Annotated in this window: 24 protein-coding genes and 1 pseudogene; 7 read left to right on the forward strand and 18 right to left on the reverse strand. The window is 67.9% G+C overall.

Features of this window, described 5'->3' with window-relative positions:
* Positions 1-57 precede the first annotated feature (57 nt).
* From lsr2 to ftsH, 13 genes and pseudogenes are all read right to left on the reverse strand, one after another.
* A complete protein-coding gene (gene lsr2, locus MFM001_RS19260) occupies positions 58-393 on the reverse strand; it encodes a histone-like nucleoid-structuring protein Lsr2 (protein WP_045382835.1) in 336 nt (111 codons plus the stop codon).
* 118 nt (positions 394-511) lie between these two features.
* A complete protein-coding gene (gene lysS / locus MFM001_RS19265) occupies positions 512-2,011 on the reverse strand; it encodes a lysine--tRNA ligase (protein WP_116376872.1) in 1,500 nt (499 codons plus the stop codon).
* A gap of 101 nt (positions 2,012-2,112) precedes the next feature.
* Positions 2,113-2,928 carry a type III pantothenate kinase gene (locus MFM001_RS19270; RefSeq protein WP_116376873.1) on the reverse strand — a complete coding sequence of 272 codons (816 nt, stop codon included), beginning with the start codon at positions 2,926-2,928 and terminating at the stop codon, positions 2,113-2,115.
* Between the two features lie 2 nt (positions 2,929-2,930).
* Complete coding sequence (gene panD / locus MFM001_RS19275; RefSeq protein WP_116376937.1) at positions 2,931-3,338, reverse strand: aspartate 1-decarboxylase; 408 nt, start codon at positions 3,336-3,338, stop codon at positions 2,931-2,933.
* Positions 3,338-4,258, reverse strand: coding sequence for a pantoate--beta-alanine ligase (panC, locus tag MFM001_RS19280; RefSeq protein WP_116376874.1), 921 nt, complete (start codon positions 4,256-4,258; stop codon positions 3,338-3,340). Before panC ends, panD begins: the two co-directional genes overlap by 1 nt.
* Positions 4,255-5,142 carry a Rossmann-like and DUF2520 domain-containing protein gene (locus tag MFM001_RS19285; RefSeq protein WP_116376875.1) on the reverse strand — a complete coding sequence of 296 codons (888 nt, stop codon included), beginning with the start codon at positions 5,140-5,142 and terminating at the stop codon, positions 4,255-4,257. Before MFM001_RS19285 ends, panC begins: the two co-directional genes overlap by 4 nt.
* A 116-nt stretch (positions 5,143-5,258) precedes the next feature.
* The gene (locus tag MFM001_RS19290) at positions 5,259-6,539 is read right to left on the reverse strand and encodes a DUF6779 domain-containing protein (protein ID WP_192886994.1); all 1,281 of its coding nucleotides are present in this window, start codon (positions 6,537-6,539) and stop codon (positions 5,259-5,261) included.
* Between the two features lie 64 nt (positions 6,540-6,603).
* Positions 6,604-7,080 (reverse strand): DUF3180 domain-containing protein, encoded by a 477-nt coding sequence (locus MFM001_RS19295; RefSeq protein WP_116376877.1) that lies wholly within the window; start codon positions 7,078-7,080, stop codon positions 6,604-6,606.
* Positions 7,080-7,604, reverse strand: a complete 525-nt coding sequence (gene folK, locus MFM001_RS19300; protein ID WP_116376878.1) for a 2-amino-4-hydroxy-6-hydroxymethyldihydropteridine diphosphokinase — start codon at positions 7,602-7,604, stop codon at positions 7,080-7,082. Before folK ends, MFM001_RS19295 begins: the two co-directional genes overlap by 1 nt.
* Positions 7,601-7,984, reverse strand: coding sequence for a dihydroneopterin aldolase (gene folB, locus MFM001_RS19305; RefSeq protein WP_371685576.1), 384 nt, complete (start codon positions 7,982-7,984; stop codon positions 7,601-7,603). Before folB ends, folK begins: the two co-directional genes overlap by 4 nt.
* Positions 7,976-8,780, reverse strand: a pseudogene (folP, locus tag MFM001_RS19310) (dihydropteroate synthase); the annotation flags it as partial. The pseudogene folP and the gene folB, both read right to left, overlap by 9 nt.
* A 20-nt stretch (positions 8,781-8,800) precedes the next feature.
* The gene (gene folE / locus MFM001_RS19315) at positions 8,801-9,409 is read right to left on the reverse strand and encodes a GTP cyclohydrolase I FolE (protein ID WP_116376880.1); all 609 of its coding nucleotides are present in this window, start codon (positions 9,407-9,409) and stop codon (positions 8,801-8,803) included.
* Positions 9,410-9,426: 17 nt separating this feature from the next.
* Complete coding sequence (gene ftsH / locus MFM001_RS19320) at positions 9,427-11,733, reverse strand: ATP-dependent zinc metalloprotease FtsH (RefSeq protein ID WP_116376881.1); 2,307 nt, start codon at positions 11,731-11,733, stop codon at positions 9,427-9,429.
* A gap of 146 nt (positions 11,734-11,879) precedes the next feature.
* Here ftsH and MFM001_RS19325 point away from each other — a divergent pair, with 146 nt between their 5' ends.
* Genes MFM001_RS19325 through MFM001_RS19335 form a run of 3 tightly spaced genes read left to right on the forward strand, consistent with a single transcriptional unit; the run spans position 11,880 to position 15,045 of the window.
* On the forward strand, positions 11,880-12,851 hold the full coding sequence (locus MFM001_RS19325) for an alpha/beta fold hydrolase (RefSeq protein ID WP_238159286.1): 972 nt from the start codon (positions 11,880-11,882) through the stop codon (positions 12,849-12,851).
* Positions 12,848-14,041, forward strand: coding sequence for an LLM class flavin-dependent oxidoreductase (locus tag MFM001_RS19330; protein ID WP_116376883.1), 1,194 nt, complete (start codon positions 12,848-12,850; stop codon positions 14,039-14,041). Before MFM001_RS19325 ends, MFM001_RS19330 begins: the two co-directional genes overlap by 4 nt.
* Positions 14,041-15,045, forward strand: a complete 1,005-nt coding sequence (locus MFM001_RS19335; RefSeq protein WP_116376884.1) for a zinc-binding dehydrogenase — start codon at positions 14,041-14,043, stop codon at positions 15,043-15,045. The genes MFM001_RS19330 and MFM001_RS19335 overlap by 1 nt, the downstream gene beginning before the upstream one ends.
* A 2-nt stretch (positions 15,046-15,047) precedes the next feature.
* Here the strand turns inward: MFM001_RS19335 and MFM001_RS19340 are convergent, their stop codons facing one another.
* Complete coding sequence (locus tag MFM001_RS19340; protein ID WP_116376885.1) at positions 15,048-15,362, reverse strand: type VII secretion target; 315 nt, start codon at positions 15,360-15,362, stop codon at positions 15,048-15,050.
* A gap of 385 nt (positions 15,363-15,747) precedes the next feature.
* On the opposite strand from MFM001_RS19340, the gene MFM001_RS25245 reads away from it, so the two are divergent.
* From MFM001_RS25245 to MFM001_RS19360, 4 genes are all read left to right on the forward strand, one after another.
* Positions 15,748-16,047, forward strand: coding sequence for a DUF4189 domain-containing protein (locus MFM001_RS25245; protein WP_371685577.1), 300 nt, complete (start codon positions 15,748-15,750; stop codon positions 16,045-16,047).
* A gap of 398 nt (positions 16,048-16,445) precedes the next feature.
* Positions 16,446-16,856, forward strand: a complete 411-nt coding sequence (locus MFM001_RS19350; RefSeq protein WP_116376939.1) for a heavy metal-responsive transcriptional regulator — start codon at positions 16,446-16,448, stop codon at positions 16,854-16,856.
* A 41-nt stretch (positions 16,857-16,897) separates the two neighbouring features.
* Positions 16,898-18,502, forward strand: a complete 1,605-nt coding sequence (locus MFM001_RS19355; protein ID WP_116376887.1) for an HNH endonuclease signature motif containing protein — start codon at positions 16,898-16,900, stop codon at positions 18,500-18,502.
* 163 nt (positions 18,503-18,665) lie between these two features.
* The gene (locus MFM001_RS19360; protein WP_116376888.1) at positions 18,666-19,364 is read left to right on the forward strand and encodes an SIMPL domain-containing protein; all 699 of its coding nucleotides are present in this window, start codon (positions 18,666-18,668) and stop codon (positions 19,362-19,364) included.
* Here the strand turns inward: MFM001_RS19360 and hpt are convergent.
* The 4 genes from hpt to dacB are packed head-to-tail and all read right to left on the reverse strand — an operon-like array spanning position 19,361 to position 23,341.
* Positions 19,361-19,948, reverse strand: a complete 588-nt coding sequence (gene hpt / locus MFM001_RS19365) for a hypoxanthine phosphoribosyltransferase (RefSeq protein ID WP_371685571.1) — start codon at positions 19,946-19,948, stop codon at positions 19,361-19,363. The genes MFM001_RS19360 and hpt overlap by 4 nt on opposite strands.
* Before the next feature lie 26 nt (positions 19,949-19,974).
* Positions 19,975-20,937, reverse strand: coding sequence for a tRNA lysidine(34) synthetase TilS (gene tilS / locus MFM001_RS19370; RefSeq protein WP_116376889.1), 963 nt, complete (start codon positions 20,935-20,937; stop codon positions 19,975-19,977).
* The gene (locus MFM001_RS19375) at positions 20,916-21,968 is read right to left on the reverse strand and encodes a zinc-dependent metalloprotease (protein WP_238159288.1); all 1,053 of its coding nucleotides are present in this window, start codon (positions 21,966-21,968) and stop codon (positions 20,916-20,918) included. The genes tilS and MFM001_RS19375 overlap by 22 nt, the downstream gene beginning before the upstream one ends.
* Complete coding sequence (dacB, locus tag MFM001_RS19380) at positions 21,956-23,341, reverse strand: D-alanyl-D-alanine carboxypeptidase/D-alanyl-D-alanine-endopeptidase (protein ID WP_116376891.1); 1,386 nt, start codon at positions 23,339-23,341, stop codon at positions 21,956-21,958. The genes MFM001_RS19375 and dacB overlap by 13 nt, the downstream gene beginning before the upstream one ends.
* Positions 23,342-23,350: the final 9 nt, after the last annotated feature.

The following is a 23,350-nucleotide window of genomic DNA, read 5'->3' on the forward strand; positions in this document are numbered from 1 at the left end:
GCGGCTGGGGGTGCCCCCACCTCATCGCGACTGCGCTCTGCATCGTCGCCACGCGCCTCAGGTGGCTGCGTGGAATGCGTCGATGACGTCGGCCGGGATGCGGCCGCGAGTCGACACGTTGTGCCCGTTGCGGCGAGCCCATTCCCGGATTGCAGCGCTCTGTTCGCGGTCGATGGCCCCACGGCCACGGCCGGAGGAACGTCCGCGGCGGCGGCCGCCTACCCGACGGCCGGCGTCGACCCATTTCTTCAGGTCGCTACGCAGTTTGTTGGCATTCTTGCTTGAAAGATCAATCTCATAGGTCACTCCGTCGAGCCCGAATTCGACGGTTTCGTCGGCGGCGCCCTCACCGTCGAAATCATCGACCAAGGTGACGGTCACTTTCTTCGCCATTAGCTCCCTCAACTTCTTCCTGTGCACTTACTGTGCACGTCACATTGTCCGCCCCGTGGCACTAATCTGCCATAGCCGTGCATGGTATTCAATACCACGATCACGGTCACGAAGTAGTTCAGTTGGTGTGCGGACGAACAATCGGGAACAAAACTGTCTCTCTAATTGACAGGCCAGTCAAAGCCATCAACAACCGATCGATACCCATTCCCGTTCCGGTGCACGGCGGCATCGCGTACTCGAGGGCAGCCAAAAAATCCTCGTCGAGCGCCATCGCTTCGTCATCGCCTGCGGCGGCCGCTCGCGCCTGGGCCGCGAATCGCTCACGCTGTACCACCGGGTCGATCAATTCGGAGTACCCGGTGGCCAGTTCGACGCCGCGCAGGTACAAATCCCATTTCTCGGTGACCCCGGGGATGCTGCGGTGCTGACGGGTCAAAGGCGTTGTCTCAACCGGGAAATCCCGCACAAAGGTGGGGGCGGTCAGTCCGGCACCGACGGTGTGCTCCCAGAGTTCCTCGACCAGCTTGCCGTGCCCATAACCTCGATCGGCGGGTATCTCGATACCGAGCCGCTCGGCAATGCGCAGCAAGTGCTCGAGACTGGTCTGCGGTGTGATCTCTTCACCGATCGCTTCGGATAGGGACGGATACATTTGTATCGAGGCCCATTCTCCGTCGATGTCATAGATACTGCCGTCTGGCAACGGAAGTTGTCGGGTGCCGATCGCCTCGTCAGCCACCTGTTGAATAAGCTCGCGTGTCACAACTGCCGAATCGTCATAGGTTCCATACGCCTGATAGGTCTCCAACATGGAAAATTCCGGCGAATGTGTGGAATCGGCTCCTTCGTTTCGGAACACGCGATTAAGTTCGAACACCTTGTCAAACCCACCGACCACACAGCGCTTGAGGAAGAGTTCCGGCGCGATCCGCAGGTAGAGATCGATGTCCAGCGCATTGGAGTGCGTCACGAACGGCCGGGCCGCCGCGCCACCTGCCAATGTCTGCAACATCGGTGTCTCGACCTCAAGAAAGCCGCGTTGCTCGAGCGCGTTGCGTATCGCACGGACGACGGCAATTCGCTGACGTGCGACAGTGCGGGCCTGCGGCCGGACGATCAAGTCCACGTAGCGTTGCCGTACCCGCGATTCTTCGCTCATTTCTTTGTGCGCGACGGGCAGGGGCCGCAGCGCCTTGGACGCCATGTGCCAGGAATCGCCCAGCACGGACAACTCGCCGCGCCGTGAGCTGATCACCTCGCCGTGCACGAAGACGATGTCGCCGATGTCGACGTCGGCCTTCCACGCGTCGAGCGCTTCGGCGCCGACGCCCGCGAGGCTGATCATCACCTGCAGCTGAGTGCCGTCGCCTTCCTGCAGCGTCGCAAAGCACAATTTGCCGGAATTGCGGATGAAGATCACCCGGCCGGCCACGCCGACGTGCTCATCGGTGGTGGCGTCGGCCGGCAGGTCGGGGTAGGCGGCCCGGATCTGGGCCAGCGTGTGGGTGCGTTCCACGACCACCGGGTAGGGGTCGTGGCCCTCCGCCAGCAGCCGAGCACGCTTGTCGCGGCGGATTCGATGCTGCTCGGGAATATCCGGATCGGCGGAGTTCACGACGTGCCAGCTTAAAGCAATGCGCAGACCGGGCCGCGAAACAGAAGCCAGGGTCGTGATCGCAGGTCCGATCGCAGCCGTAGCTTCTGTCTCGCGATCGACTAGCGGGCCGTCTTGAGCCGTCCGCGCTGGCTGTCGCGGTTGCGTTCGAACACCAGCCGCAGCCCGTGCAGGGTGAGGTGCTGGTCGTAGTGGTCGACACAGTGCAGTTCGGACAACAGCAGCGGCGCGGTATGCCCGGTGGCCACCACCGCGACGTCGTCGCCGGCGAAGCCATCGACGTCGTCGCGGATGCGCTGCACCAAGCCGTCGACCAGCCCGGCGAAGCCGAACACCGCGCCGGCCTGCATGCACTCGACGGTGTTCTTGCCGACCACCGAACGGGGCCGCGACAGCTCGACTCGCCGCAACGCCGCCGAGCGCGCCGCAGCGGCATCGGACGACACCTGCACGCCGGGCGCGATGGCGCCGCCGAGGAATTCACCTTTGGCCGAGACCACGTCCACACAGATCGACGACCCGAAGTCGATCACGATTGCCGCCGACCTGTATTTCTGAAAAGCCGCCAGGCAGTTGACGATCCGGTCGGCGCCGACTTCTTTCGGGTTGTCGACCAGCAGCGGGATACCGGTGCGAACGCCGGGTTCGATCAGCACGTGCGGTACCGACGGCCAGTACTGGTCGAGCATGACCCGCACCTCGTGCAGCACCGACGGAACGGTGGACAGTGCGGCCGCGCCGGTGAGCCGTTCGGAATCGTCACCGATCAGGCCGTCGATGGTCAGCGCCAGTTCGTCGGCGGTGATTTCGGATTCCGTGCGAATCCGCCACTGCTGCACCACCTTCGCGTGCTCTCCTGCTCCGGAGAGCAAACCGACGACGGTGTGCGTGTTGCGGACGTCAATCGCGAGGAGCACGGCTACCGCGGGGAGAGCAGGTCGGATGCGTCATCGGGCACGAACGCAGGGTCGTGGCCCAGGTCGACGGGGCGATTGGCGGCGTCGACGAACACGATCCGCGGCTGGTAGCTGCGGGCTTCGGCGTCGTCCATGGTCGCGTAGGCGATCAGGATCACCAGGTCACCGGGGTGCACGAGATGCGCTGCGGCGCCGTTGATTCCGATCACACCGCTGCCGCGCTCCCCGGTGATGGCGTAGGTGACCAGCCGGGCGCCGTTGTCGATGTCGACGATGGTCACCTGTTCGCCCTCGAGCAGGTCGGCGGCGTCCATCAAGTCGGCGTCGATGGTCACCGATCCGACGTAGTGCAGGTCGGCTTGTGTGACGGTCGCCCGGTGGATCTTCGACTTGAGCATTGTCCGTAACATCAGTTCCTCCAGCATGTTTCGAGTCGACCGTCGGCTGCGACGGTAGTTCCGACATTGATGGCGATGTTGTCGAGAAGTCTGGTGGTGCCGAGTCGCGCGGCGACCAGCAGCCTTGCCGCGCCGTGGGTGGGTGCCGGCCCCAGGGCGGGGTCGCGCAGTTGCAGGTAGTCGACGTCGATAGCGGGTACCGCTGACAGCACGGCGCGCGCAGCGGCCAGTGCCGCCTCGGCACCGGCCGGCGCCGCGTGCATGCCGGCCAGCAGCGCCGCCGACAGCGTGCCTGCGAGTTCCCGCTGCGCCGGGTCGAGGTAGCGGTTGCGGGAAGACATTGCCAGCCCGTCGTTTTCGCGCACGATCGGCACACCGACCACTTGCACGTCGATGTTGAGGTCGGTGACCATCTGCCGGACCAGCACGAGCTGCTGATAGTCCTTCTCCCCGAAGAACACTCGGTCGGGGTGCACGATCTGCAGCAGTTTCAGCACGACGGTCAGCATGCCGGCGAAATGCGTTGGGCGCGCGGCCCCTTCGAGTTCGGCTCCCAGCGGACCGGGCTGCACTGCGGTGCGTGGGCCGTCGGGATACATCGCCGCCACGGTCGGCGTGAAAGCCACCTCGACCCCTTCGCCGCGCAACAACGCCAGGTCGTCGTCGAGGACCCGCGGGTAGGCGTCGAGGTCTTCGTTGGCGCCGAACTGCAGCGGGTTGACGAAGATCGACACGACAACCACCGAGCCGGGCACCCGTTTGGCGGCGCGAACGAGGGCCAGGTGGCCGTCGTGCAGCGCGCCCATGGTGGGTACCAGCATCACCCGCCGCCCGGTGTGGCGCAGCGCACGGCTGACGGCGGCCACGTCGTCGGGCGCGGAATAGACGTTGAGCTCACCGGCGCTGAATTTCGGCGTCGTGTTCAGGGTCATCGCGCCAGCACCTCGAAGACGTCGGCGGGGGCGTGCGCCCGCTCGGCGGTGCGCAGGGCGTTGACCCGGTATGCCCGGGCCAGCTGCGGGTCGACCGCGGCCAGCGCGTCCAGGTGTGCGACGAGGGCGTCGGCGTCACCGCGCGCGACCGGCCCGGTGAGCGCGGCCTGACCGCTCTGCAGGGTGTTTTCCAATGCCGCCCGGGTCAGCGGCCCCAGCACGCGTTCGGCGATCCCGTCGGGGTCGTCGAGGCCGAGCTCGCCGGGCAGCGCGGCCCGCAGGGCGTCCAGTGCGTCGCCGAGCACCGTGACGAGGTGGTTGGCGGCGTGGGCCAGCGCGGCGTGATACAGCGGGCGGGCCTCTTCGCGGACCCGGAACGGCTCGCCACCGATCTCTAGGACCAGCGACTGGGCGATCGCGTAGCCGACCTCGTCGGCCGCGGTGATCCCGAAGCAGGTGTCGGACAGCCGGGCGATGTCCTCGTCGGATCCGGTGAACGTCATCGCCGGGTGAATCGCCAGCGGAGTGCAGCCGGTCAGCGGCGCCAGCACGCCGACGCCGTTGGCGCCGGACGTGTGGGCAACGATCGTGCCGGGCCGCACGGCGGAGGTGGCCGCCAAACCGGACACCAGCCCGGGTAATTCGCTATCGGGCACCGCCAACAGCAGCAGTTCGGCGCTGCTGGCCACTTCGGGGACGGGGAAGACCGGGGTGTCGGGCAGCCAGCGCTGTGCCCGCTCGCGCGATGCCCGGGAGATGGCGCTGCATGCCACCACGACGTGGTCGACGCGCTCCAGCGCGACCCCTAATGCGGTGCCTACCCGGCCCGCGGAGATGATTCCCACCTTGAGCCGGGCCGGGCGCAATCCGTCGAACTGCACCATCGCAGACGACCCTCGCAAGTTCCTTGGTTCGTTCCAGTCCCGCGTGGCGGGTACCGGACGGTCACGAAGACTTTACCTGCCGGCCGACCTTTACCGCGACGTGGCGTTCGCCACGCTCACTCCTCGCGGCGTCGCCGCCGGCCGCCCCCGGTTGGGGTCGCCTGCAGCCGCGCCAGCAGTTCGGCGACCGATTGGCCGCCGGTTTGCGGCCCGTCGGCCTCCGACTCCTCGGCGCTGCGGTGCCGGGCCGCCGGCTGCGACGGCGACGACATCACCGGCGCCGCGTGCGACGGCTCTGGCTCCGGGCTGCTTTCCGCGGAGTGGCGGGCCCGCGCGCGGCGGCCCAAATCGCCGTACTGCCAACCTGATTCGGCTTCTGCCGGCTGACCAGGCCCCGGCTCGGACGCACTGGAGTGCCGGCCTCGTCGCTCGGCGGGCGGCGGCGTGGCCAGCGTCGGCTCCCGGACACCGGCGTCCTCGGTGGGCGGCGTGCCGCCCCAATTGCTGACGGGCTGCCAACCGGTGGCCGACGGCGCAGGAGCGGGCTGCGGCTGCGGCGGTGGCGGCGGTTCTGGAGCCGGTGGCGGCGGCGGTTCGAACCGCGGCTCGGCCGGTGGCGGAGGCGGCTCGTAGTAGCGACGGCGTGGCTGGGGCTGGGAGTCGTTCCGCTCTTGAGGAGCCCAGCCGCCGCTCTGCGGCTGCCGGTCCGGCGGCGCCCAGCGATCCGCCGACGGCTGCCGCCACGGTGAGCCGCGATACGGCTCGGCGGTCTGGTAGCCCGGCGGCGGCACCAGCGGTTCCTCCGGCACGTCGATGATCGAGCTGTCGTCGCTGGGACTGGGGGGCTCCTCCGCGCGGACCGACGCGACCCGATTGACCCGGTCGCGGGGGCTCTCGTTCTCCCGATCCCACTCGCTGTAGCCGCGCACGGTCGTGCGCTCGGTCTCCAGCGCCGGGCGCTGGTTCAGGTCGGTGTCGAAGAGGATCTCGAGATTGGTGCGCAGCGCGGACAGCTCGGCCCGCAGCGCCGCCACCTCGTCGGCGGCCTGGGCCCGCAGCTCCGACGCCAGCTCGCGGCGCAGCTGCGACTCCACCGTCAGCTCGTATTCGCGCCGCGCCGAGATCTCGCGGTCCAATTGCAGGTCGTAGACCAGCTTGAGATCGCGAACCCGCGCCTGGTCCACGTCGCTTTGCCGGCGGTAGATCACCGACACGAATGCGGCGACGACGGCAGCCCACAGCGCCAGGATCACCGCGAGTTTGAGAAGCTCCACCCGGTTGGTGAAAACCAACGCGGAACTGGCCCCAATGGCGAGCACCAGCAACGCCGTCAAAAGCAGCCAACCCGGCCTGCGGCCGCCGCGCCGGACCCGGGCGCCGCGGGACAGAACGGTCATGGCCCGACTGTACCGGGCCGAGGTCACTCCGCGTGTCGCCGCACTCCGGCGATTCTCACCTGCATTAACTCTCGGCGCCCTCACCGCGCTCGCCCGGGTCGAGCGGCGACCTACAGCAATGTTGTAGCCACAGCGCGGCAACCACCAGAGCCAGCGCGCTGACGGCCGCTACCGCTGTGCCGGCGGTGTCCTCGCCGGCCACCCGCAGCCACGACCGTCGCGGCAGCAGATACACCAGCACCCCGATCCACCACCCGAGCACCAGCGCGCCGACCCAGGCCGATGCCTTGGCGACCATCAGGCTGCGGGCCACCGCGAGCGGGTGCAGCCAGCCGGGTCCGTCGCCGATCTCGCCGTCGCTGATCTTGGTCCGTACGTAGCGTGCCCAGCCCGCCTCGGCAACGGCTACCGCGAGCAGCGACAGCCCGGTCCACACCGTGATCGGCGGAAACCACCGGTAGGTCAGCACCACCAGCAGGTATCCGACCACCGCAGCGCCGGTCACCGCGGCCGTCAGGTCACGTTTGCGGGTGGGTCCCATCAGACGTCTCGCGGGTGAAGCGCCAAGTTGGTCATCCGGACACCGGCGCGGTCGGCCGGGTCCAGCTCGTCCAGCAGCTTGGTGACGGGTCGCCGCCGGCCGGCCACGGTCAGCTCCGCGCCGGGATCGACGGCCAGCCAGGGCACCATCACGAAGGCCCGCAGGTGAGCCAGCGGGTGCGGCAGCGTCAGCCCGTCGTGCCGGGAGAACAACTCGGTGCCGTCGTCGTAGCAGGTGACCAGGTCGACGTCGAGGGTGCGCGGGCCCCAGCGCTGGCCGCGCACCCGCTCGGCGGCCTCCTCCATCTCCTGGGCACACCGCAGCCAGCCTTGCCCGTCGAGCTCGGGGTCCTCGGCGATCAGCACCGCGTTGAGGAACGGACCCTGCTCCACGCCGCCCCAGGCCGTCGTCTCGTAGACCGGGGACACCGCGCGCACCGCCTGGCCAAGCCGGTCGAGCACCGACTGCAGCCGGGCCAGCCGGTCACCGAGGTTCGAGCCGATCGACAAGACGACACGAGTCATACGGCGCCTCCCGCGGGTATCACCGATCCGCGGCCACCGCGTCGCGAGCGCCGCGCGACCACCGCGACGTCGGCGAAGGTCTGCGGGATCGGGGCTTGCGGTTTGTGCACGGTCACCTCGACGGCGTGAATTCGCTTGTCCTTCATCACATCCTCGGCGATCTCACCGGCGACGGTTTCGATCAGGTTGCGGGGCGGCCCGGCGACGATATCGGCCGCCCGCTGGGCCAGTACCCCGTAGTCATAGGTGTCGGACAGGTCGTCGCTGGCGGCGGCATCGACCAGGTCGATCCACACGGTGATGTCGATGACGAAGTCCTGCCCCTCGGCGCGCTCGTGGTCGAAGACTCCGTGCCGACCGCGAACAGTCAAGCCGCGCAACTCGATCCGGTCAGCCATCGGTCCAAGCCTCCAGCACCTTGAGCGCGTCGACGGTGGCCCGCACGTCGTGCACGCGTACTCCCCAGGCGCCATTCAGCGCCGCCAGCACGGATACCACCGCGGTCGCCGTCTCGCGCCCGTCGGGTGGCCTGGGCGCGCCGTCGGAATCGGCCAGCAGCGTGCCGAGGAACCGCTTGCGCGACGCCCCCACCAGCACGGGCACACCGGTGTCGACCAGCCGGGGCAGCGCGTGCAGCAGCGCCCAATTGTGTTGTCCTGTCTTGGCGAATCCGAGTCCGGGATCGATGATCAGCCTCGACGGGTCGACGCCGGCACGCACAGCAGCATCGACGCCGGCCAGCAGTTCGGCGCGGACGTCGGCCACCACGTCACGGTATTGCGGCACCTGGTGCGAGACCGAGCGCCAGTGCATCAGCACCCACGGCACATCGGCCTCGGCCAGCAGTGGCGCCATGCCGGGGTCGGCGCGGCCGCCGGACACGTCGTTGACGATCTGGGCACCGTTTTCCAATGCCGCCTGCGCAACACCGGCGTGCATGGTGTCGATGCTGACCGTAACGCCCTCTGCGGCAAGGTCTTTGACGACGGGCACCACACGGGCGGTTTCGACGTGTGGGTCGACCCTTGTGGCGCCGGGGCGGGTGGACTCCCCGCCGACGTCGATGATGGTCGCGCCCTCGGCCGCCAGCGCCAGGCCGTGCTCGACGGCGCGGTCGGCGTTGCGGTAGCGCCCGCCATCCGAGAACGAGTCGTCGGTGACGTTCACCACTCCCATGACCTGGATGCGTGTTGTGCTCACTTGCGAAGGATCAGTTCGAGCGCCTCGGCTCGAGATGCCTGGCTGGTCTTGAACAGACCTCGCACCGCCGACGTGGTGGTCACGGCGCCCGGCTTGCGGACACCCCGCATCGCCATGCACAGGTGTTCGGCCTCGATCACGACGATGACCCCGCGCGGATCGAGCTTGCGCATCAGCGCATCGGCGATCTGGGCGGTGAGCCGTTCCTGCACCTGCGGGCGCTTGGCGTAGAGATCGACCAGCCGGGCGATCTTCGACAAGCCGGTCACGCGGCCGTCGTCTCCGGGGATATAGCCCACGTGCGCTACACCGTGGAAGGACACCAGGTGGTGCTCGCAGGTCGAGTACAGCGGGATCTCCTTGACCATCACCAGCTCGTCGTGCTGCTCGTCGAACGTGGTGTTCAGCACGCTGTCGGGATCGGTGTAGAGCCCGGCGAACATCTCCCGGTACGTGCGGGCGACCCGCGCCGGCGTGTCCTCCAGGCCGTGACGGTCGGGATCCTCGCCGATCGCGTACAGCAACTCGCGGATCGCCGCCTCGGCACGGGCCTGGTCGAACACCGGTCTGCGCAGATTCGTGACACGTGAATCCGGCTGCGCCATCGAAGCCTCCGTTTGTTTCAGCCGCGCGCCGGCGGGTTGGACCTGCTCGGATCGCCGCCCTGCTGATCTGGCGCCTCCGGTGCGGGTTGACCGGGCGGCGGGTATGGCGGATAAGGCGGATACTGCTGGCGCGGGTATGCCGGCTGCGGCCAATGCTGCGGCTGCGGCCCCGGCGGCGGGTACCAGTAGCCGGGCGGCTGCTGCGGCGGCCAACCGGGTGCGCGCCATCCGGCCGGCGCTCCGTAATCGGGCTGAGTCGGCTGGTGGGCCGGAACCGGCTCCTCCGGACCGTGAGAACCGTTGGCGCCGTTGGTAGCCCGCTCGGACTCCGCTTGGGCGGCCTCGGCCGTCGCCTTAGCGATCGCGGCTTTGAACGCGGGCTCGGGCACCGGCGGAGGCCAGGGCTCGCCGCGCTCCTTGGCCAACTCGCCGGGGGTTTTGATCGGCGGCTTGTCCGACGGGATGCGACCGCCGAAATCGTCGAACATCGTTAGGCGAGGCCGCTTTTCGACGTCGGCGAAGATGGCCTCCAACTCGGCGCGGTGCAGCGTCTCCTTCTCCAGCAGTTCGCCGGCCAAGGTGTCGAGCACGTCCCGGTATTCGGTGAGAATCTCCCAGGCCTCGGTGTGCGCGGCCTCGATGAGCTTGCGGATCTCCTCGTCGATTTCGCGGGCCACCTCGTGCGAGTAGTCCGGCTGGGTGCCCATCGTGCGGCCGAGGAACGGGTCGCCGTGCTCGGTGCCGTATTTCACCGCGCCCAGCCGTGAGCTCATCCCGAATTCGGTGACCATCGAGCGTGCGACCTGGGTGGCCTTCTCGATGTCGGACACCGCGCCCGTCGTCGGCTCGCGGAACACCAGCTCCTCGGCGGCGCGGCCGCCCATTGCGAACACCAGCTGCGCGATCATCTCCGAGCGGGTCCGCAGGCCCTTGTCTTCCTCGGGCACCGCGACGGCGTGCCCGCCGGTGCGGCCGCGGGCCAGGATCGTCACCTTGTAGATCGGTTCGATGTCGGGCATCGCCCAGGCCGCCAGCGTGTGCCCGCCCTCGTGGTAGGCGGTGATCTTCTTTTCCTGCTCGCTGATGATCCGGCCCTTGCGGCGAGGCCCGCCGATCACCCGGTCCACCGCCTCCTCCAGCGCGGCCGCGGTGATGACGGTGCCATTCTCGCGGGCGGTCAGCAGCGCGGCCTCGTTGATGACGTTGGCCAGGTCGGCGCCGGTCATGCCGACGGTGCGCTTGGCCAGCCCGTCGAGGTCGGCGTCAGGGCCGATCGGCTTGCCTTTGGAGTGCACCCGCAGGACGGCCCGACGGCCGGCCAGATCGGGGTTGGACACCGGGATCTGCCGGTCGAAGCGGCCGGGCCTCAGAAGCGCGGGGTCGAGGATGTCGGGCCGGTTGGTGGCCGCGATCAGGATGACGCCGGCGCGCTCGCCGAAGCCGTCCATCTCGACCAGCAGCTGGTTCAGGGTCTGCTCGCGCTCGTCGTGGCCGCCGCCGAGGCCGGCGCCGCGCTGACGGCCGACCGCGTCGATCTCGTCGACGAAGATGATGCAGGGGCTGTTCTGTTTGGCCTGCTCGAACAGATCCCTTACACGGGAGGCGCCCACACCGACGAACATCTCGACGAAGTCCGAGCCCGAGATCGTGAAGAACGGCACTCCGGCTTCACCGGCCACGGCCCGCGCCAGCAGCGTCTTACCGGTTCCGGGCGGACCGTAGAGCAGCACGCCCTTGGGGATCTTGGCGCCCAGCGCCTGATACCGCGCCGGGTTCTGCAGGAAGTCCTTGATCTCGTAGAGCTCCTCGACCGCCTCGTCGACGCCGGCGACGTCGGCGAACGTGGTCTTGGGCATGTCCTTGGAGAGCTGCTTGGCCCGTGACTTGCCGAACCCGAAGCCCATCCGGGCGCCGCCCTGCATGCGGGAAAACATCACGAAGAGCCCAACCAGCAGCAGCAGGGGCAGCACGTAGATCAGCAGCGAGCCCAGGATGTTGCCCTGGTTGACCACGGTGCTGATCTGGGTGTTCTTGCCGCTCAGCGCGTCGAACAGCGGGACGGCGTAGCCGCTGGGGTATTTGGTGATGACCTTGTCGGATCCGTCGGTCTCGCTGTTTCCGCTTTTCAAGGTCAGGCGCAGCTGTTGCTCGCGGTCGTCGATCTGGGCGCTCTTGACGTTGTCGGCCTTGATCTGGGCCACCGCCACTGAGGTGTCGACGGGCTTGTATCCGCGGGTGTCGTCACTGAAATAGAAGAACGACCAGCCGAGCAGCAACACGACGGCGATCGCCGTCAGTGTGCGGATTACGTTTTTCCGGTTCATCAATCATCGGCCGTGGTCGGCCAGGTCCTTCCCCGATACACGCAGCTGGAATATCCCAGGTTACCGCTATAGCAACGAACTAAGGTTCCCGGCGGGGGGCTGGCCGAACCCTTCCGGCCAGGCTGAGCGTGTGCTTTGGTGAACACGTGCCTGATACCGTCCCGTCGACCGAGCGCATCATCGAAACCAACGGTGTTCGGTTGCACACCGTTGAAGCGGGCGACCGCGGTGCGCCCGTCGTGCTGCTGGCCCACGGATTTCCCGAACTGGCCTATTCCTGGCGACACCAGATTCCTGTACTCGCCGCTGCCGGATATCACGTGCTGGCCCCGGATCAGCGCGGCTACGGCCGCTCCAGCCGGCCCGACGAGATTTCCGCCTACAACATCGCTGACCTGTCCGCCGATCTGATCGGTCTGCTCGACGACGTCGGCGCCGAGCGAGCGGTGTTCGTCGGTCACGACTGGGGCGCTCCGGTCGCGTGGAGCTCGGCGCAGCTGCACCCGGACCGGGTGGCGGCGGTGGTGGGTATGAGCGTCCCGGCCGTACCGCGCGCCCAGGTGCCGCCGACGCAGGCATTCCGCAAGCTCTTCGGGGACAACTTCTTCTACATGCTCTATTTCCAGGAGCCCGGCGTCGCCGATGCCGAGCTGGGCGCCGACCCGGCGAAGACCATGCGCCGGATGATGAGCAGCCTGAAGGGAGACCGCGAGGCGGGGGCCCGGATGATCCGGCCGGGTCCGGAAGGTTTCGTCGAGCGGCTGCCCGAACCCGACGGCCTGCCGAGCTGGATCAGTGCGGAGGAACTCGACCATTACATCGCCGAGTTCTCGCGGACCGGGTTCACCGGTGGTCTGAACTGGTATCGCAACCTGGACCGCAACTGGGAGATCCTGGCCAATCCGGCTACGGAGACGATTTCGGTTCCGGCGTTGTTCGTGGCGGGCGCCGACGACCCCGTGCTGACCTTCATGCGCCGTGAGCGGTCCGCGGAGGTGGTGACCGGCCCGTACCGCGAGGTGATCATCGAGGGCGCAGGGCACTGGCTGCAGCAGGAACAACCCGACCGGGTCAACGAAGTGCTGCTGGACTTCCTCACTGGTTTGGAGCTGTCATGAACCGCCCGCTGAACTTCGGGGTCTTCATCACGCCGTTTCACCCGACCGGCCAATCCCCCACGGCGGCACTGGAATACGACATGGACCGGGTGGTGGCGCTGGATCGGCTGGGGTTCGACGAAGCCTGGTTCGGCGAACACCACTCCGGTGGCTACGAACTGATCGCCTGCCCGGAGGTGTTCATTGCCGCGGCGGCAGAGCGCACCAAGCACATCCGACTGGGCACCGGCGTGGTGTCGCTGCCGTATCACCATCCGCTGATGGTCGCCGATCGCTGGGTGCTGTTGGATCATCTGACCCGCGGTCGGGTGATGTTCGGCACGGGCCCGGGAGCGCTGCCGTCGGATGCCTACATGATGGGCATCGACCCGGTCGAGCAGCGCCGGATGATGCAGGAGTCTTTGGAAGCGATCCTGGCGTTGTTCCGCGCCGAACCCGGGGAACGGATCAACCGGCACTCCGACTGGTTCACGCTGCGCGACGCGCAGTTGCACATCCGTCCTTACACCTGGCCGTATCCGGAAATCTCCACGGCGGCAATGATTTCGCCGTCGGGCCCGCGGCTCGCCGGTGCGCTGGGCACGTCGCTGCTGTCGTTGTCGATGTCGGTGCCCGGCGGCTATGCGGCGCTGGAGAACACCTGGGAAGTGGTGCGCGATCAGGCTTCGAAGGTTGGCCGTGAGGAGCCGGACCGCGCCGGGTGGCGGGTGCTGGGCATTGTGCATCTGGCAGACAGCCGCGACCAGGCGATCGAGGACTGCACCTACGGGCTGCAGGACTTCGCCAAGTACTTCGGTGCGGCCGGGTTCGTGCCGCTGGCCAACCTGGTCGACGGCGCACAATCACCGCACGAGTTCGTCGAAGACTATGCGTCCAAAGGTAATTGCTGCATCGGCACGGCTGATGATTGCATCGCCTACATCGAGGATCTGGTTGACCGCTCCGGCGGTTTCGGCACGTTCCTGTTGCTCGGACACGACTGGGCATCGCCCGCCGCGACCTATCACTCGTATGAGTTGTTCGCGCGCAAGGTGATTCCGCATTTCAAGGGACAACTCGAAGCGCCGCGAGCATCGCATGAATGGGCGCGCGGCATGCGAGAGCAGTTGCTGGGCCGCGCCGGTGAGGCGGTGGTCAAAGCGATCAGCGAGCACACCGACGAGCTCAAGATGGAAAGTGAGAAGGGCTGATGCGCGCAGCGGTGTTGCACGACGGCCGCATGGTGTTTCGCGACGACGTGCCCGATCCGGTGCCCGGGCCGGGCCAGGTGCTGGTTGGTGTGCGTTCGTGCGGAATCTGCGGCTCGGACCTGCATTTCGCTGCGCACGGCGACGAGATGCTGGCGTTGACCGAGCAAATGGGCGCGGGTGTAGGTGCCGACCTGGGCCGCGACATCATCATGGGCCACGAATTCAGTGCGGAGGTACTGGAAGCCGGGCCCGACACCGATACGCATCCGCCGGGAACGCTGGTCACGTCGATGCCGGTGGTGCTATCCGACACCGCAGTCGTGCCGATCGGCTTCACCGACCGAGCAGCCGGCGCCTATGCCGAACGGATGCTGCTCTCGGCGCCGCTGCTCTTGCCGGTGCCTAACGGCCTGGATCACCGCCACGCCGCATTGACCGAGCCGATGGCCGTCGGGCTGCATGCGGTCAACAAGTCCGCGATCCAGCGCGACGAGACGGCGTTGGTGCTCGGCTGCGGCCCGATCGGCATCGCGATCATTGCCGCGCTGCGGGCGCGTGGCATCGAAACGATTGTGGCATCGGACTTTTCGCCGAAGCGACGCGAGCTGGCGGTGACCATGGGCGCGCATCAAACTATCGATCCCGCTCAGGGTTCGCCGTTCGACACGGTCGCACCGAAGGTGGTGTTCGAGGCGGTCGGGGTGCCGGGGATCATCGACGACGCGATGCGCCGGACGCCGGCGGGCAGTCGCATCGTGGTCGCAGGGGTATGCATGGAACCGGACACCGTGCATCCATTCTTCGGTATTGCCAAAGAGATCAGCGTGCAGTTCGTTTTCGCTTACGACCCGACCGAATTCGCCGAAACGCTGCGGGCGATCGCCGAGGGCGACATCGACGTTTCTCCCTTGATTACCGGGGAGGTGGGCCTGAACGGCGTGGGTCAGGCATTCGAAGACCTGGCCGACCCCGAGCGGCACTGCAAGATTCTCGTCACGCCGTAGCGCTAATTGGCCAGCGGGTTGCTCCGGATGTTGTGTTCGGCGGCCCGGTCGGTGGTCTCGTAGCCGGCGGCGGCCGTGTCCAGGCTCCCGGCGAACTCACGGCTGTCGTCGGCGGCCGCCTTCATCTGGTCGGCCATGCTGGTTTGCGCTGAGCGGCAGGCAGTTCCCGTCGCCAACGAGGGCATGCCGGCAGCCGCGTCGCCCAGCGGAACATCGACGCCCAAACCGGCGATATCGGACGCCGCACCACGAAAATCACCAGCAGCGCCGCGCAGCACGCCCGGATCGACTCTCAGTTCCTCGCCACCACCACTCATAACAGCCGAATTTACCTGGTCCGCAGGGGCTCACCTGACGGAAGTTTTTCGGAAAACGGCTCTGGCGCGATCTTGTCGGAGTTAGCCTGCGTCCTGACCCTTCAAACCGGGAGGGGGTGTTGCGGGGCGCTACGAAGCGGTCGTCATTCCGACCGTCGGGCCCCAGCCAAATTTCGACACGAACCATGCAAGACCAGCCTGCAAGAGCGAAAGGAACACCATGATTGGAGCCAGTTCTCGTACGCGCATTGCCGTCTTCGCGGCAGGCGGCGCAGCGATCGCCGCGTTTGCCGTTGCCGTGGTTCCCACTGCACACGCCGACGACGAATCCTGGGGCGCCATCGCCGTCTCGCCGGACGGGAAGTCGGTGGGAGTGGCGACGAACATGCCGAACGAGTACCAGGCCAACACGCATGCGACCTCCGATTGCCACCAAGACAACGCTGCCTGCAACGTGTTGATCACCTTCAAGTACCCCGACTGCGGCGCGGTCGTGAAGAACGGGGACCAGTATTTCGGTGATAGCGGCGCCACGGAGCAGGAGGCCGAGCAGAACGCCCAGAACCAAAGTCCCGGCAGCACGGTCCTCCGCTCGGCATGCAACAACGCGCCAGGCTCGAGCAGCACGCCTACAACCGCGAGCAGCACGCCGACAACCACCACCACTACGCCGGCAGGCGGGTAACGGCGGGGACCCGAACCTTGACCTTGCCCCTGGGGCAATCTCTAGGGTGAGGCAATGACTGAAACTGCCGAGCCCACAAGCGAACCGGAGTCTGCGCCAGGGAAGCCCACTAGGCTTCGCCGCGCTCTGACATGGGCCGGAATCGCTGCTGCGGGTGCCATTGTTGCCGCGGCCGTCTTCATTTCCGGTGCTGCGACGGGCTGGCTCCCCGGTTGGCATGGTCATTTCCGGACAGAGGCCTGCATGATGAGCAAGGACGACGCGCCAAAGGGACCCATGCCCGGCGACAAGGGTTGCTGCCCCAAGAAGGCGCCTGGCGACAGAGACTGCTGCGAGCTGACACGGCTACGCTGAAACCCTGCCGCAGCGGCAAGCTGCCGCGGGGCGAGGAGATCATCGTGGCTCACACGGTCGGCACTGCCGCCAAGGCCGTCGGCGTCTCCGCGAAGGCCATCCGAATCTGGGAAGCCAGCGGACTGCTCCCCGCTGCCGGGCGGACCGAGGCCGGCTATCGCCAATTCAGCGACGACGACATCGAGATACTGCGCTTCATCAGCCGCGCCAAGACGCTGGGGCTCACGCTCTCGGAGATCAAAAGCATCCTCGACCTGCACCGCCAGGGCACCGCACCGTGCGAACAGGTCACCACGCTGCTCGACGCCCACATCCGCGACATCGACCGCGCCATTGCCGAACTGAGCGCGTTGCGCAGCACTCTGTCTGCCGCGCTGCAGGGTGCACGCGACGACGAACATCGCGGTCGATCGGCCACTGTGTGCCGCATCATCGAAGGCTCCACAGAGATCTAACCCGAGGGCTCTTGTCGGCCGCCTGTGGCATAATCGAATGTATGTTCGAACCGCTTCCCGATCCAGCCGCGATGCGCGATCTGGGTCCGGCTGCGCTGGTGGAGGCCGTGACGTCGTCGCACAGGTCGGAGTCGATGCTGGTGGCCCGGCGGCTGGCGGCGGTGGCCGCGTTGTTGCGGCATCGTGTCGAGACGAGCGAAGCGGCCCAAGTCGAGCGCGGCTATGCGGCGATCGACGGCTTCGAGCAGACCGCCGCCGAGGTGGCCGCGGCAATGAATTTGTCGCCGATGGCGGCGAGCTATCTGGTGTCGCACGCCGAAGCGCTGGATGTTCGGTTGCCCAGGGTGGCGGCGCTGCTCGCCGAGGGGCGAACCGATTGGCGCACTGTGCGATTGATCATCAGCCGCACTGACCTGGTCACCGACGACGCGGTGATCGCGCAGTTGGACGAGTCGCTGGCCGCGCGGATCGGCAAATGGCACGGGTGGTCCAGGCAGCGAATCATCAATGCCGTCGATGCCGCAGTGCGCATCGCCGATCCCGACGCGGTGCGTGAGCGCCGCACCAAGGCTGAAGATGACCGCTACATCGGGATTACCGCCGGCGACAACGGGATGGCCGAGATTTATGGCAGCGTGGCCGCGACGGCGGCGACGGCGTTCGATCGGCGGCTGTCGCAGTTGGCCACGCAGGTGTGCCCGGCTGATCCACGGACGCTGGACCAGCGTCGCGCCGACGCCCTGGCGGCGCTGACCGAGGGTCGCCAATTGGGTTGCGCCTGCGGACAATCGGAATGCCCCAGCAGAGTCGATCCTGATCGCGTCCCGGGTGGGGCGCAGGTCGTCATCAACGTGGTGGCCAGCGAGCAGACCGTCAACGGCCAAAGTCACCGGCCGGGTTATCTGGACGGCTACGGGGTCATCGACGCCGAGCAGGTGCGGGCGCTCGCTGAGGCTGCGTGGCTGCGGTTGGCGGATCCTGCGACCAGTGCTGCGGCGGCGTTACGGTATCAGCCGTCGGCCGCGCTCGAGCGTGCTATCCGCTGCCGGGATTTGACGTGTCGCTTCCCTGGCTGTCATCGACGGGCGACACATTGCGACGTCGACCACACCATTCCCTTCAACCACAGCAACCCCGCCGCAGGCGGACTGACAGTAGCCAGTAACCTGAAATGCCTTTGCCGCCAACATCATCGGTTGAAAACGTTCGGCGGCTGGCAGGACAAGCAACTCGCGGACGGCACCATCGTCTGGACGTCGCCCACCGGACAGACCTACCGCACAAGTCCCGCCGGAGCTGACCTGTTCCCGCAAGCGCGCGCTCCTGCATGTGCGGCTCCGGCACCCACCAGGCGGACCATGGCCAAGCGACGAAGAGCACGAATTGCGCAGGTGCGCAAGCGCAACCGCGAGCAGCGACCCGTCAACGAGGCGCGGCGTCGTCTGGAGGAAGCGCGCAAAAGGGAAATCGCCTCGCGAAAGTTCCGGAATCACATGCGCGACATGCTGTTCCTGTTCAAGGGCACACCCAGCACCAGCCCGTTCTGCACCTGGGTCAACGACCCGCGCGAACCCGAAGAACTACCACCGGATTGGAAACCCGACCAACCCGAGCCGCAACCCCTGCCCGACGACCCGCCGTTCTGAGCCACGGCTACAGAAGTACGCCGGGCCGTCGGGCATCGCGACTCCGCGCGGATTTCCGGAGCCGGGCCCGAACCCGAGTGCCTCAAGGGCTCGATCGCGATAGCGAGGGCTCGCGCCGCGGGGACCGTCATGATTTGGCAATCCCTCGCATAGGGTGCCACTCATGCCATTGCGTCTGATCGCCATGTTGGGTCTCGTCGTCGCCGCGTTGTCCGCCTGCGACGGCAACCCCGGCCCGCTCAAAGACAATGCGCGGCAGGTGACCGTCGTCGGCAACGGACAGGTCCAAGGCGTCCCCGACACGCTGACCGCCGACGTCGCGATCGAATTCGTCGCGCCCGACGTCACCTCGGCGATGGACCAGACCAACCAACGTCAGCAGGCCGTCATCAATGCGCTCACCGGCGCGGGCATCGACAGCAAGGACATCAGCACCACCGACGTCACCCTGCAGCCGCAGTACACCGGCGGCGGAAACACGATCAGCGGCTACCGCGCCGCCAACTCGATCCGGGTCAAGATCCGCAAGACGGACACGGCCTCGCACGTGCTGGCCGTCATCGTCGACACCGGCGGCGACGCCACCCGGATCAACTCGGTCAGCTATTCCATCGAGGACGACTCGAAGCTGGTGAAGGACGCACGCGCCCGGGCCTTCAACGACGCCAAGGACCGTGCCACGCAGTACGCGCAGCTATCCGGGCTGAGCCTGGGCAGGGTGATCTCGATTTCCGAGGCCTCCGGCAGCACTCCACCCACGCCGACGCCACTGCGCGGGGCACCGATGGCCACCGAGGCCCCGCTGCAGCCCGGGCAGCAGACCGTCAGCTTCTCGGTGACCGTCGCGTGGGAACTCCACTAGCTCTGATAGACCCGCGGGTCCAGCGTCCCGATGTAGGGCAGGTCGCGATAGCGCTCGTCGTAGTCCAGGCCGTAGCCGACCACGAATTCGTTGGGGATGTCGAAACCCACGTAGGCGATGTCGACGTTGGCGCGCACCGCATCCGGCTTGCGCAACAGCGTGCACACCCGCAGCGACCGCGGGCGTCGGGTGGCCAGGTTGCGCAACAGCCACGACAACGTCAGCCCGGAGTCGACGACGTCCTCGACGATCAGCACGTCGCGGTCGTTGATGTCGCGGTCGAGGTCTTTGAGGATGCGCACCACGCCCGACGACGACGTCGACGACCCGTAAGACGCGACGGCCATGAACTCGAACTGGGTGGGCAGCGGAATCGCGCGGGCCAGGTCGGTGCAGAACAGCACCGCGCCCTTGAGCACGGTGATCAATAGCAGGTCGCGCGCATCGCCGGTGGTCAGGTCGCGATAGTCCTCGCCGATCTGCGCACCGAGTTCCGCGATGCGGGTCTGGATCTGCTCCTGGGTGAGCAGCACCGATTTGATGTCCCCCGGGTACAGCTCGCCCGAATCAGCTGTCACGTCCACAGCGTGCCATGCCGGCGGGCAGAGCTCTAGATCGGCTCGGCTTGCAGGGTCAAAACACCGCCGTGCCGGCCGGCCACCAATCGCTGGCCGTGCAGCTTCGACCCCACCGCCACCCCGCCCTGGCCACGCCACGTGGTGACCAGTGTGTTGATCCCGCGGATCTGCTTGTCGGTCAGGTTGATCGCACCGCCGGCCAGCAGCCAGCTGCGGATGACGCCGCGGCGCACCGGGTCCGGCAGCGCCCGCAACGCCCGCGCGTCGAGCCCCTCGTCGGTAACCGAGGTGGTCAGCGCCTGCGCGATCAATGTGTCGATCAGCCCGGTGTCCTCGCGTAACGCCGTCGCGGTGCGGGCCAACGCCTCGGCGACACCGCCACCGAGCACGTCCTCCAGCAGCGGCAGCACCTCGTGGCGCAGCCGGTTCCGGGTGAACCGGCGGTCGGCGTTGTGCGGGTCCTGCCATGCGGTCAGCCCCAGCTCCTCGCACGCGGTGTGCGTCACGGCACGCCGCACCCCCAGCAGCGGCCGGCACCACGGCGGATCGTACGGGCGCATCCCGGCGATGGAGCGTGCTCCCGAACCGCGGCCCAGCCCGAGCAGCACCGTCTCGGCCTGGTCGTCGAGGGTGTGGCCCAGCAGCACCGGACGGTCGCCACGGGCCGCCTGCAAAGCGACGTAGCGCGCCGTCCGCGCCGCCGCCTCCGGACCGCCGTTGCCGCTCACTGCCACCGAAAGCACTTGGGCGTCAACGCATCCCAAGCCGAGGGCTTGAGTGCGGGCGGTGACGGCGACTTCTGCAGAGCTGCTCTGCAGGCCGTGGTCGACGATCAGCGCGGTGGTCGGCTGCATGGCGGCGGCGACGGCGGTCAGCGCCAACGAATCCGCGCCGCCGGAAAGCGCGACACACCACTGCTCGGCGGTCGGGAGGTATTCCTTGGCGAACGCTGCGACAGCCGCGTACAGCTGTCCTACAGAACCCTGTCGATCCATCGTTGCGGGTCTTCGATCTCTGCCGGCAGCGGCAGCGTCTCGGGCGACGACCAGACGGCGTTGAACCGCTCCATCCCGACCCGGCCCACCACGTGGTCGACGAACGCCTTGCCGCGGGTGTACTGGCTGAGCTTGGCATCGATACCCAGTAAGGCGCGCAGAAGTCGTTGCAGCGGAGGCTGTTTGCGGTGACGGCGGTCGTCGAACCGGCGACGGATGGTCGCCACCGTGGGCACGACGACGGGACCGACGGCGTCCATCACGTGGTCGGCGTGGCCCTCCAGCAAGGTGCCGAGTACCAGCAGCCGATCCAGGGCCTGGCGCTGCGGCTCCGACTGCACGGCGCGCACCAGGCCCAGCACGCCCGACGAGTGAGCATCGGAGGGACCGCCGCGGCCGCGGACGAAGTCGGCCAGCCGGCCAATCACCTGGGCGACGTCCTCGCCGCTTTCCTGGGTCAGCACGCCCAACGCCTCCGACATGTAGCCGGACAGCCACGGGTTGGCGGTGAATTGCACGCGGTGGGTGACCTCGTGCAGACACACCCACAACCTGAAATCGGCTGGCTCGACGCGCAATTGGCGCTCAACCGCAAGCACGTTGGGGTACACCAGCAGCAGGCAGCCGGAGTCGCCGGCGGCGAACGGGTCGTACTGGCCGAGGATGCCGGACGCGACGAACGCCAGGACGGCGCCGGTCTGCGCGCCGGTGACCCGCCCGGTGATGAAGCCGCGCGGCTTGTCGGTGCCGCCCGTCATCACCCGCATCGACTCGGCCGCCGCCCGGATCCACGCCGGCCGGTCGACGATGCGCGCGTCGGGCACCACATCGCTGGTGTCCAGACCGGTCACGTCGCGCACCGGCGGCTCGGCCGCCTTGGCGGCGCTAGCCAAGTCGTCGATCACCTGGCGACGGGTGTAGTCGGTGGACGGCGGGCCGGGACGGGCCAGCCATTCGCCGACGGTGGCCGCGAACTGCCAGTCGACAGCGCGCCCAACGGTCAGCTCAGGTGGTGCAGTTACTTCAGGCATCCACACGACCATAGGGCGGCGGCGACGTTGTCGATCGCAATACGGCCAGTTGGGCCCGCGTCGTTGGAGATCAGCGCAAAAGTCAGCACCCGACCGTCGACGTCGGTGACCACTCCGGCCAACGAGTTGATGGCGGTCAGCGAGCCGGTTTTGGCCCGCAACCAGCCGATCGGACCGTTGTTGGTGGCCGGATTCAAGAACCGGTCGCCCAGTGTCCCGCTGCCGCCGGCGATCGGCAACAGGTCCAGCAGCGGGCGCAGCGCTGGCTGATCCGGCCCCGCTGCGGCCTGCACGACGTCGTTCAGCGCCTTGGCGGTCAGCCGATCGTCGACCGACAGCCCGCTCGAATCCTGAAGTGCCGCACCGGTGATGTCGACATGCGCGGTGCTCAGCCGGTTGGTCACCGCGTCGACGGCGCCGGCGAAGCTGCGCGGCCGGTGCATGGCCTCGGCGACCTCCCGGGCGATGCATTCGGCCATCACGTTGTCGGAGGCGTTCATCATCTCGAGCAACCGCTGGATCAGCGGCGCCGACTGCACCGCGGCCAACTGCCGCGCGGACGACGGCGCGGGTTGGGCCGCGATCGACACCTTCGCCGGGTCGACGCCGATCGCCTGGGCCAGCGCGCGACCGGCGTCAAGCGCCGGGGTGTGCGAACGGGTGGACTCGTCCGTTGCCGGCTGGACGCGCCCGCCGTCGAGCATCACCGACTCGATCGGGGCGACGTCGCCGCCGTCGATGTCGCCCGGATCCCAACCCGGCGCCACTTTGGGTCCGGTGAATGCCGAGATGTCGACCTGCACGGCGGTCGGTGTCACGCCGCTGCCGCGGACCTGGTCGGCCAGATCGCTGAGCCGGGCCGCATTGTGATACCAGGTCTCGCCACCGCGTGGGGCCCCCGACAGCGTGGGATCGCCGCCGCCCACCAGGATCACCACGCCCGGCTGGTCGGCTGCGACGACCTTGGTGGTCACCCGGGCCTCGCGGTCCAGCGCCAGCAGCGCGGCGGCGGCGGTCAGGGTCTTGTTGGTCGAAGCCGGCAGCATCGGGACGTTGTCCTGCTGCTGCCAGAGCTCTTTGCCGGTCATCGCGTCGGTGACCCGGCCGCCGAACTGACCCAGATTCGGGTCAGCCACGACAGCGGCCAGCGCCGCCGCCAGCCCGCTCGGCGTCGGCATCGGCGCGGAGTCGGCCACCGGCACGACGCCGGGCTTCGCGGTCACCGCGGGCGGCGGCGGCGCGATGTGGGCATTGCCGGCGCCGCGAACGTTCGCGGTGAAAAACGCAGCCGCCGCCACCAAAACGGCAACAACCGCCAGCACGGCCGCCCCCACGATCAGGTGGGTTGACCGCCGCCACTGAGAGGGACGCATGACACTCCT

This window comes from Mycobacterium sp. MFM001 (assembly GCF_003402475.1).
In the GTDB taxonomy this organism is placed as follows: Bacteria; Actinomycetota; Actinomycetes; order Mycobacteriales; family Mycobacteriaceae; genus Mycobacterium.

What these genes read in the sequence shown, in the direction of transcription:
- ftsH (WP_116376881.1), bottom strand. Translation starts at nt 11,733, where the DNA reads ATGAACCGGAAAAACGTAATCCGCACACTGACGGCGATCGCCGTCGTG.
- dacB (WP_116376891.1), bottom strand. Translation starts at nt 23,341, where the DNA reads ATGCGTCCCTCTCAGTGGCGGCGGTCAACCCACCTGATCGTGGGGGCG.
- tilS (WP_116376889.1), bottom strand. Translation starts at nt 20,937, where the DNA reads ATGGATCGACAGGGTTCTGTAGGACAGCTGTACGCGGCTGTCGCAGCG.
- MFM001_RS19340 (WP_116376885.1), bottom strand. Translation starts at nt 15,362, where the DNA reads ATGAGTGGTGGTGGCGAGGAACTGAGAGTCGATCCGGGCGTGCTGCGC.
- folK (WP_116376878.1), bottom strand. Translation starts at nt 7,604, where the DNA reads ATGACTCGTGTCGTCTTGTCGATCGGCTCGAACCTCGGTGACCGGCTG.
- MFM001_RS25245 (WP_371685577.1), top strand. Translation starts at nt 15,748, where the DNA reads ATGCCGAACGAGTACCAGGCCAACACGCATGCGACCTCCGATTGCCAC.
- MFM001_RS19335 (WP_116376884.1), top strand. Translation starts at nt 14,041, where the DNA reads ATGCGCGCAGCGGTGTTGCACGACGGCCGCATGGTGTTTCGCGACGAC.
- MFM001_RS19360 (WP_116376888.1), top strand. Translation starts at nt 18,666, where the DNA reads ATGCCATTGCGTCTGATCGCCATGTTGGGTCTCGTCGTCGCCGCGTTG.
- panD (WP_116376937.1), bottom strand. Translation starts at nt 3,338, where the DNA reads ATGTTACGGACAATGCTCAAGTCGAAGATCCACCGGGCGACCGTCACA.
- MFM001_RS19290 (WP_192886994.1), bottom strand. Translation starts at nt 6,539, where the DNA reads ATGACCGTTCTGTCCCGCGGCGCCCGGGTCCGGCGCGGCGGCCGCAGG.
- MFM001_RS19295 (WP_116376877.1), bottom strand. Translation starts at nt 7,080, where the DNA reads ATGGGACCCACCCGCAAACGTGACCTGACGGCCGCGGTGACCGGCGCT.
- folE (WP_116376880.1), bottom strand. Translation starts at nt 9,409, where the DNA reads ATGGCGCAGCCGGATTCACGTGTCACGAATCTGCGCAGACCGGTGTTC.
- MFM001_RS19285 (WP_116376875.1), bottom strand. Translation starts at nt 5,142, where the DNA reads ATGGTGCAGTTCGACGGATTGCGCCCGGCCCGGCTCAAGGTGGGAATC.
- MFM001_RS19375 (WP_238159288.1), bottom strand. Translation starts at nt 21,968, where the DNA reads ATGCCTGAAGTAACTGCACCACCTGAGCTGACCGTTGGGCGCGCTGTC.
- MFM001_RS19355 (WP_116376887.1), top strand. Translation starts at nt 16,898, where the DNA reads ATGTTCGAACCGCTTCCCGATCCAGCCGCGATGCGCGATCTGGGTCCG.
- panC (WP_116376874.1), bottom strand. Translation starts at nt 4,258, where the DNA reads ATGACCCTGAACACGACGCCGAAATTCAGCGCCGGTGAGCTCAACGTC.
- lsr2 (WP_045382835.1), bottom strand. Translation starts at nt 393, where the DNA reads ATGGCGAAGAAAGTGACCGTCACCTTGGTCGATGATTTCGACGGTGAG.
- MFM001_RS19330 (WP_116376883.1), top strand. Translation starts at nt 12,848, where the DNA reads ATGAACCGCCCGCTGAACTTCGGGGTCTTCATCACGCCGTTTCACCCG.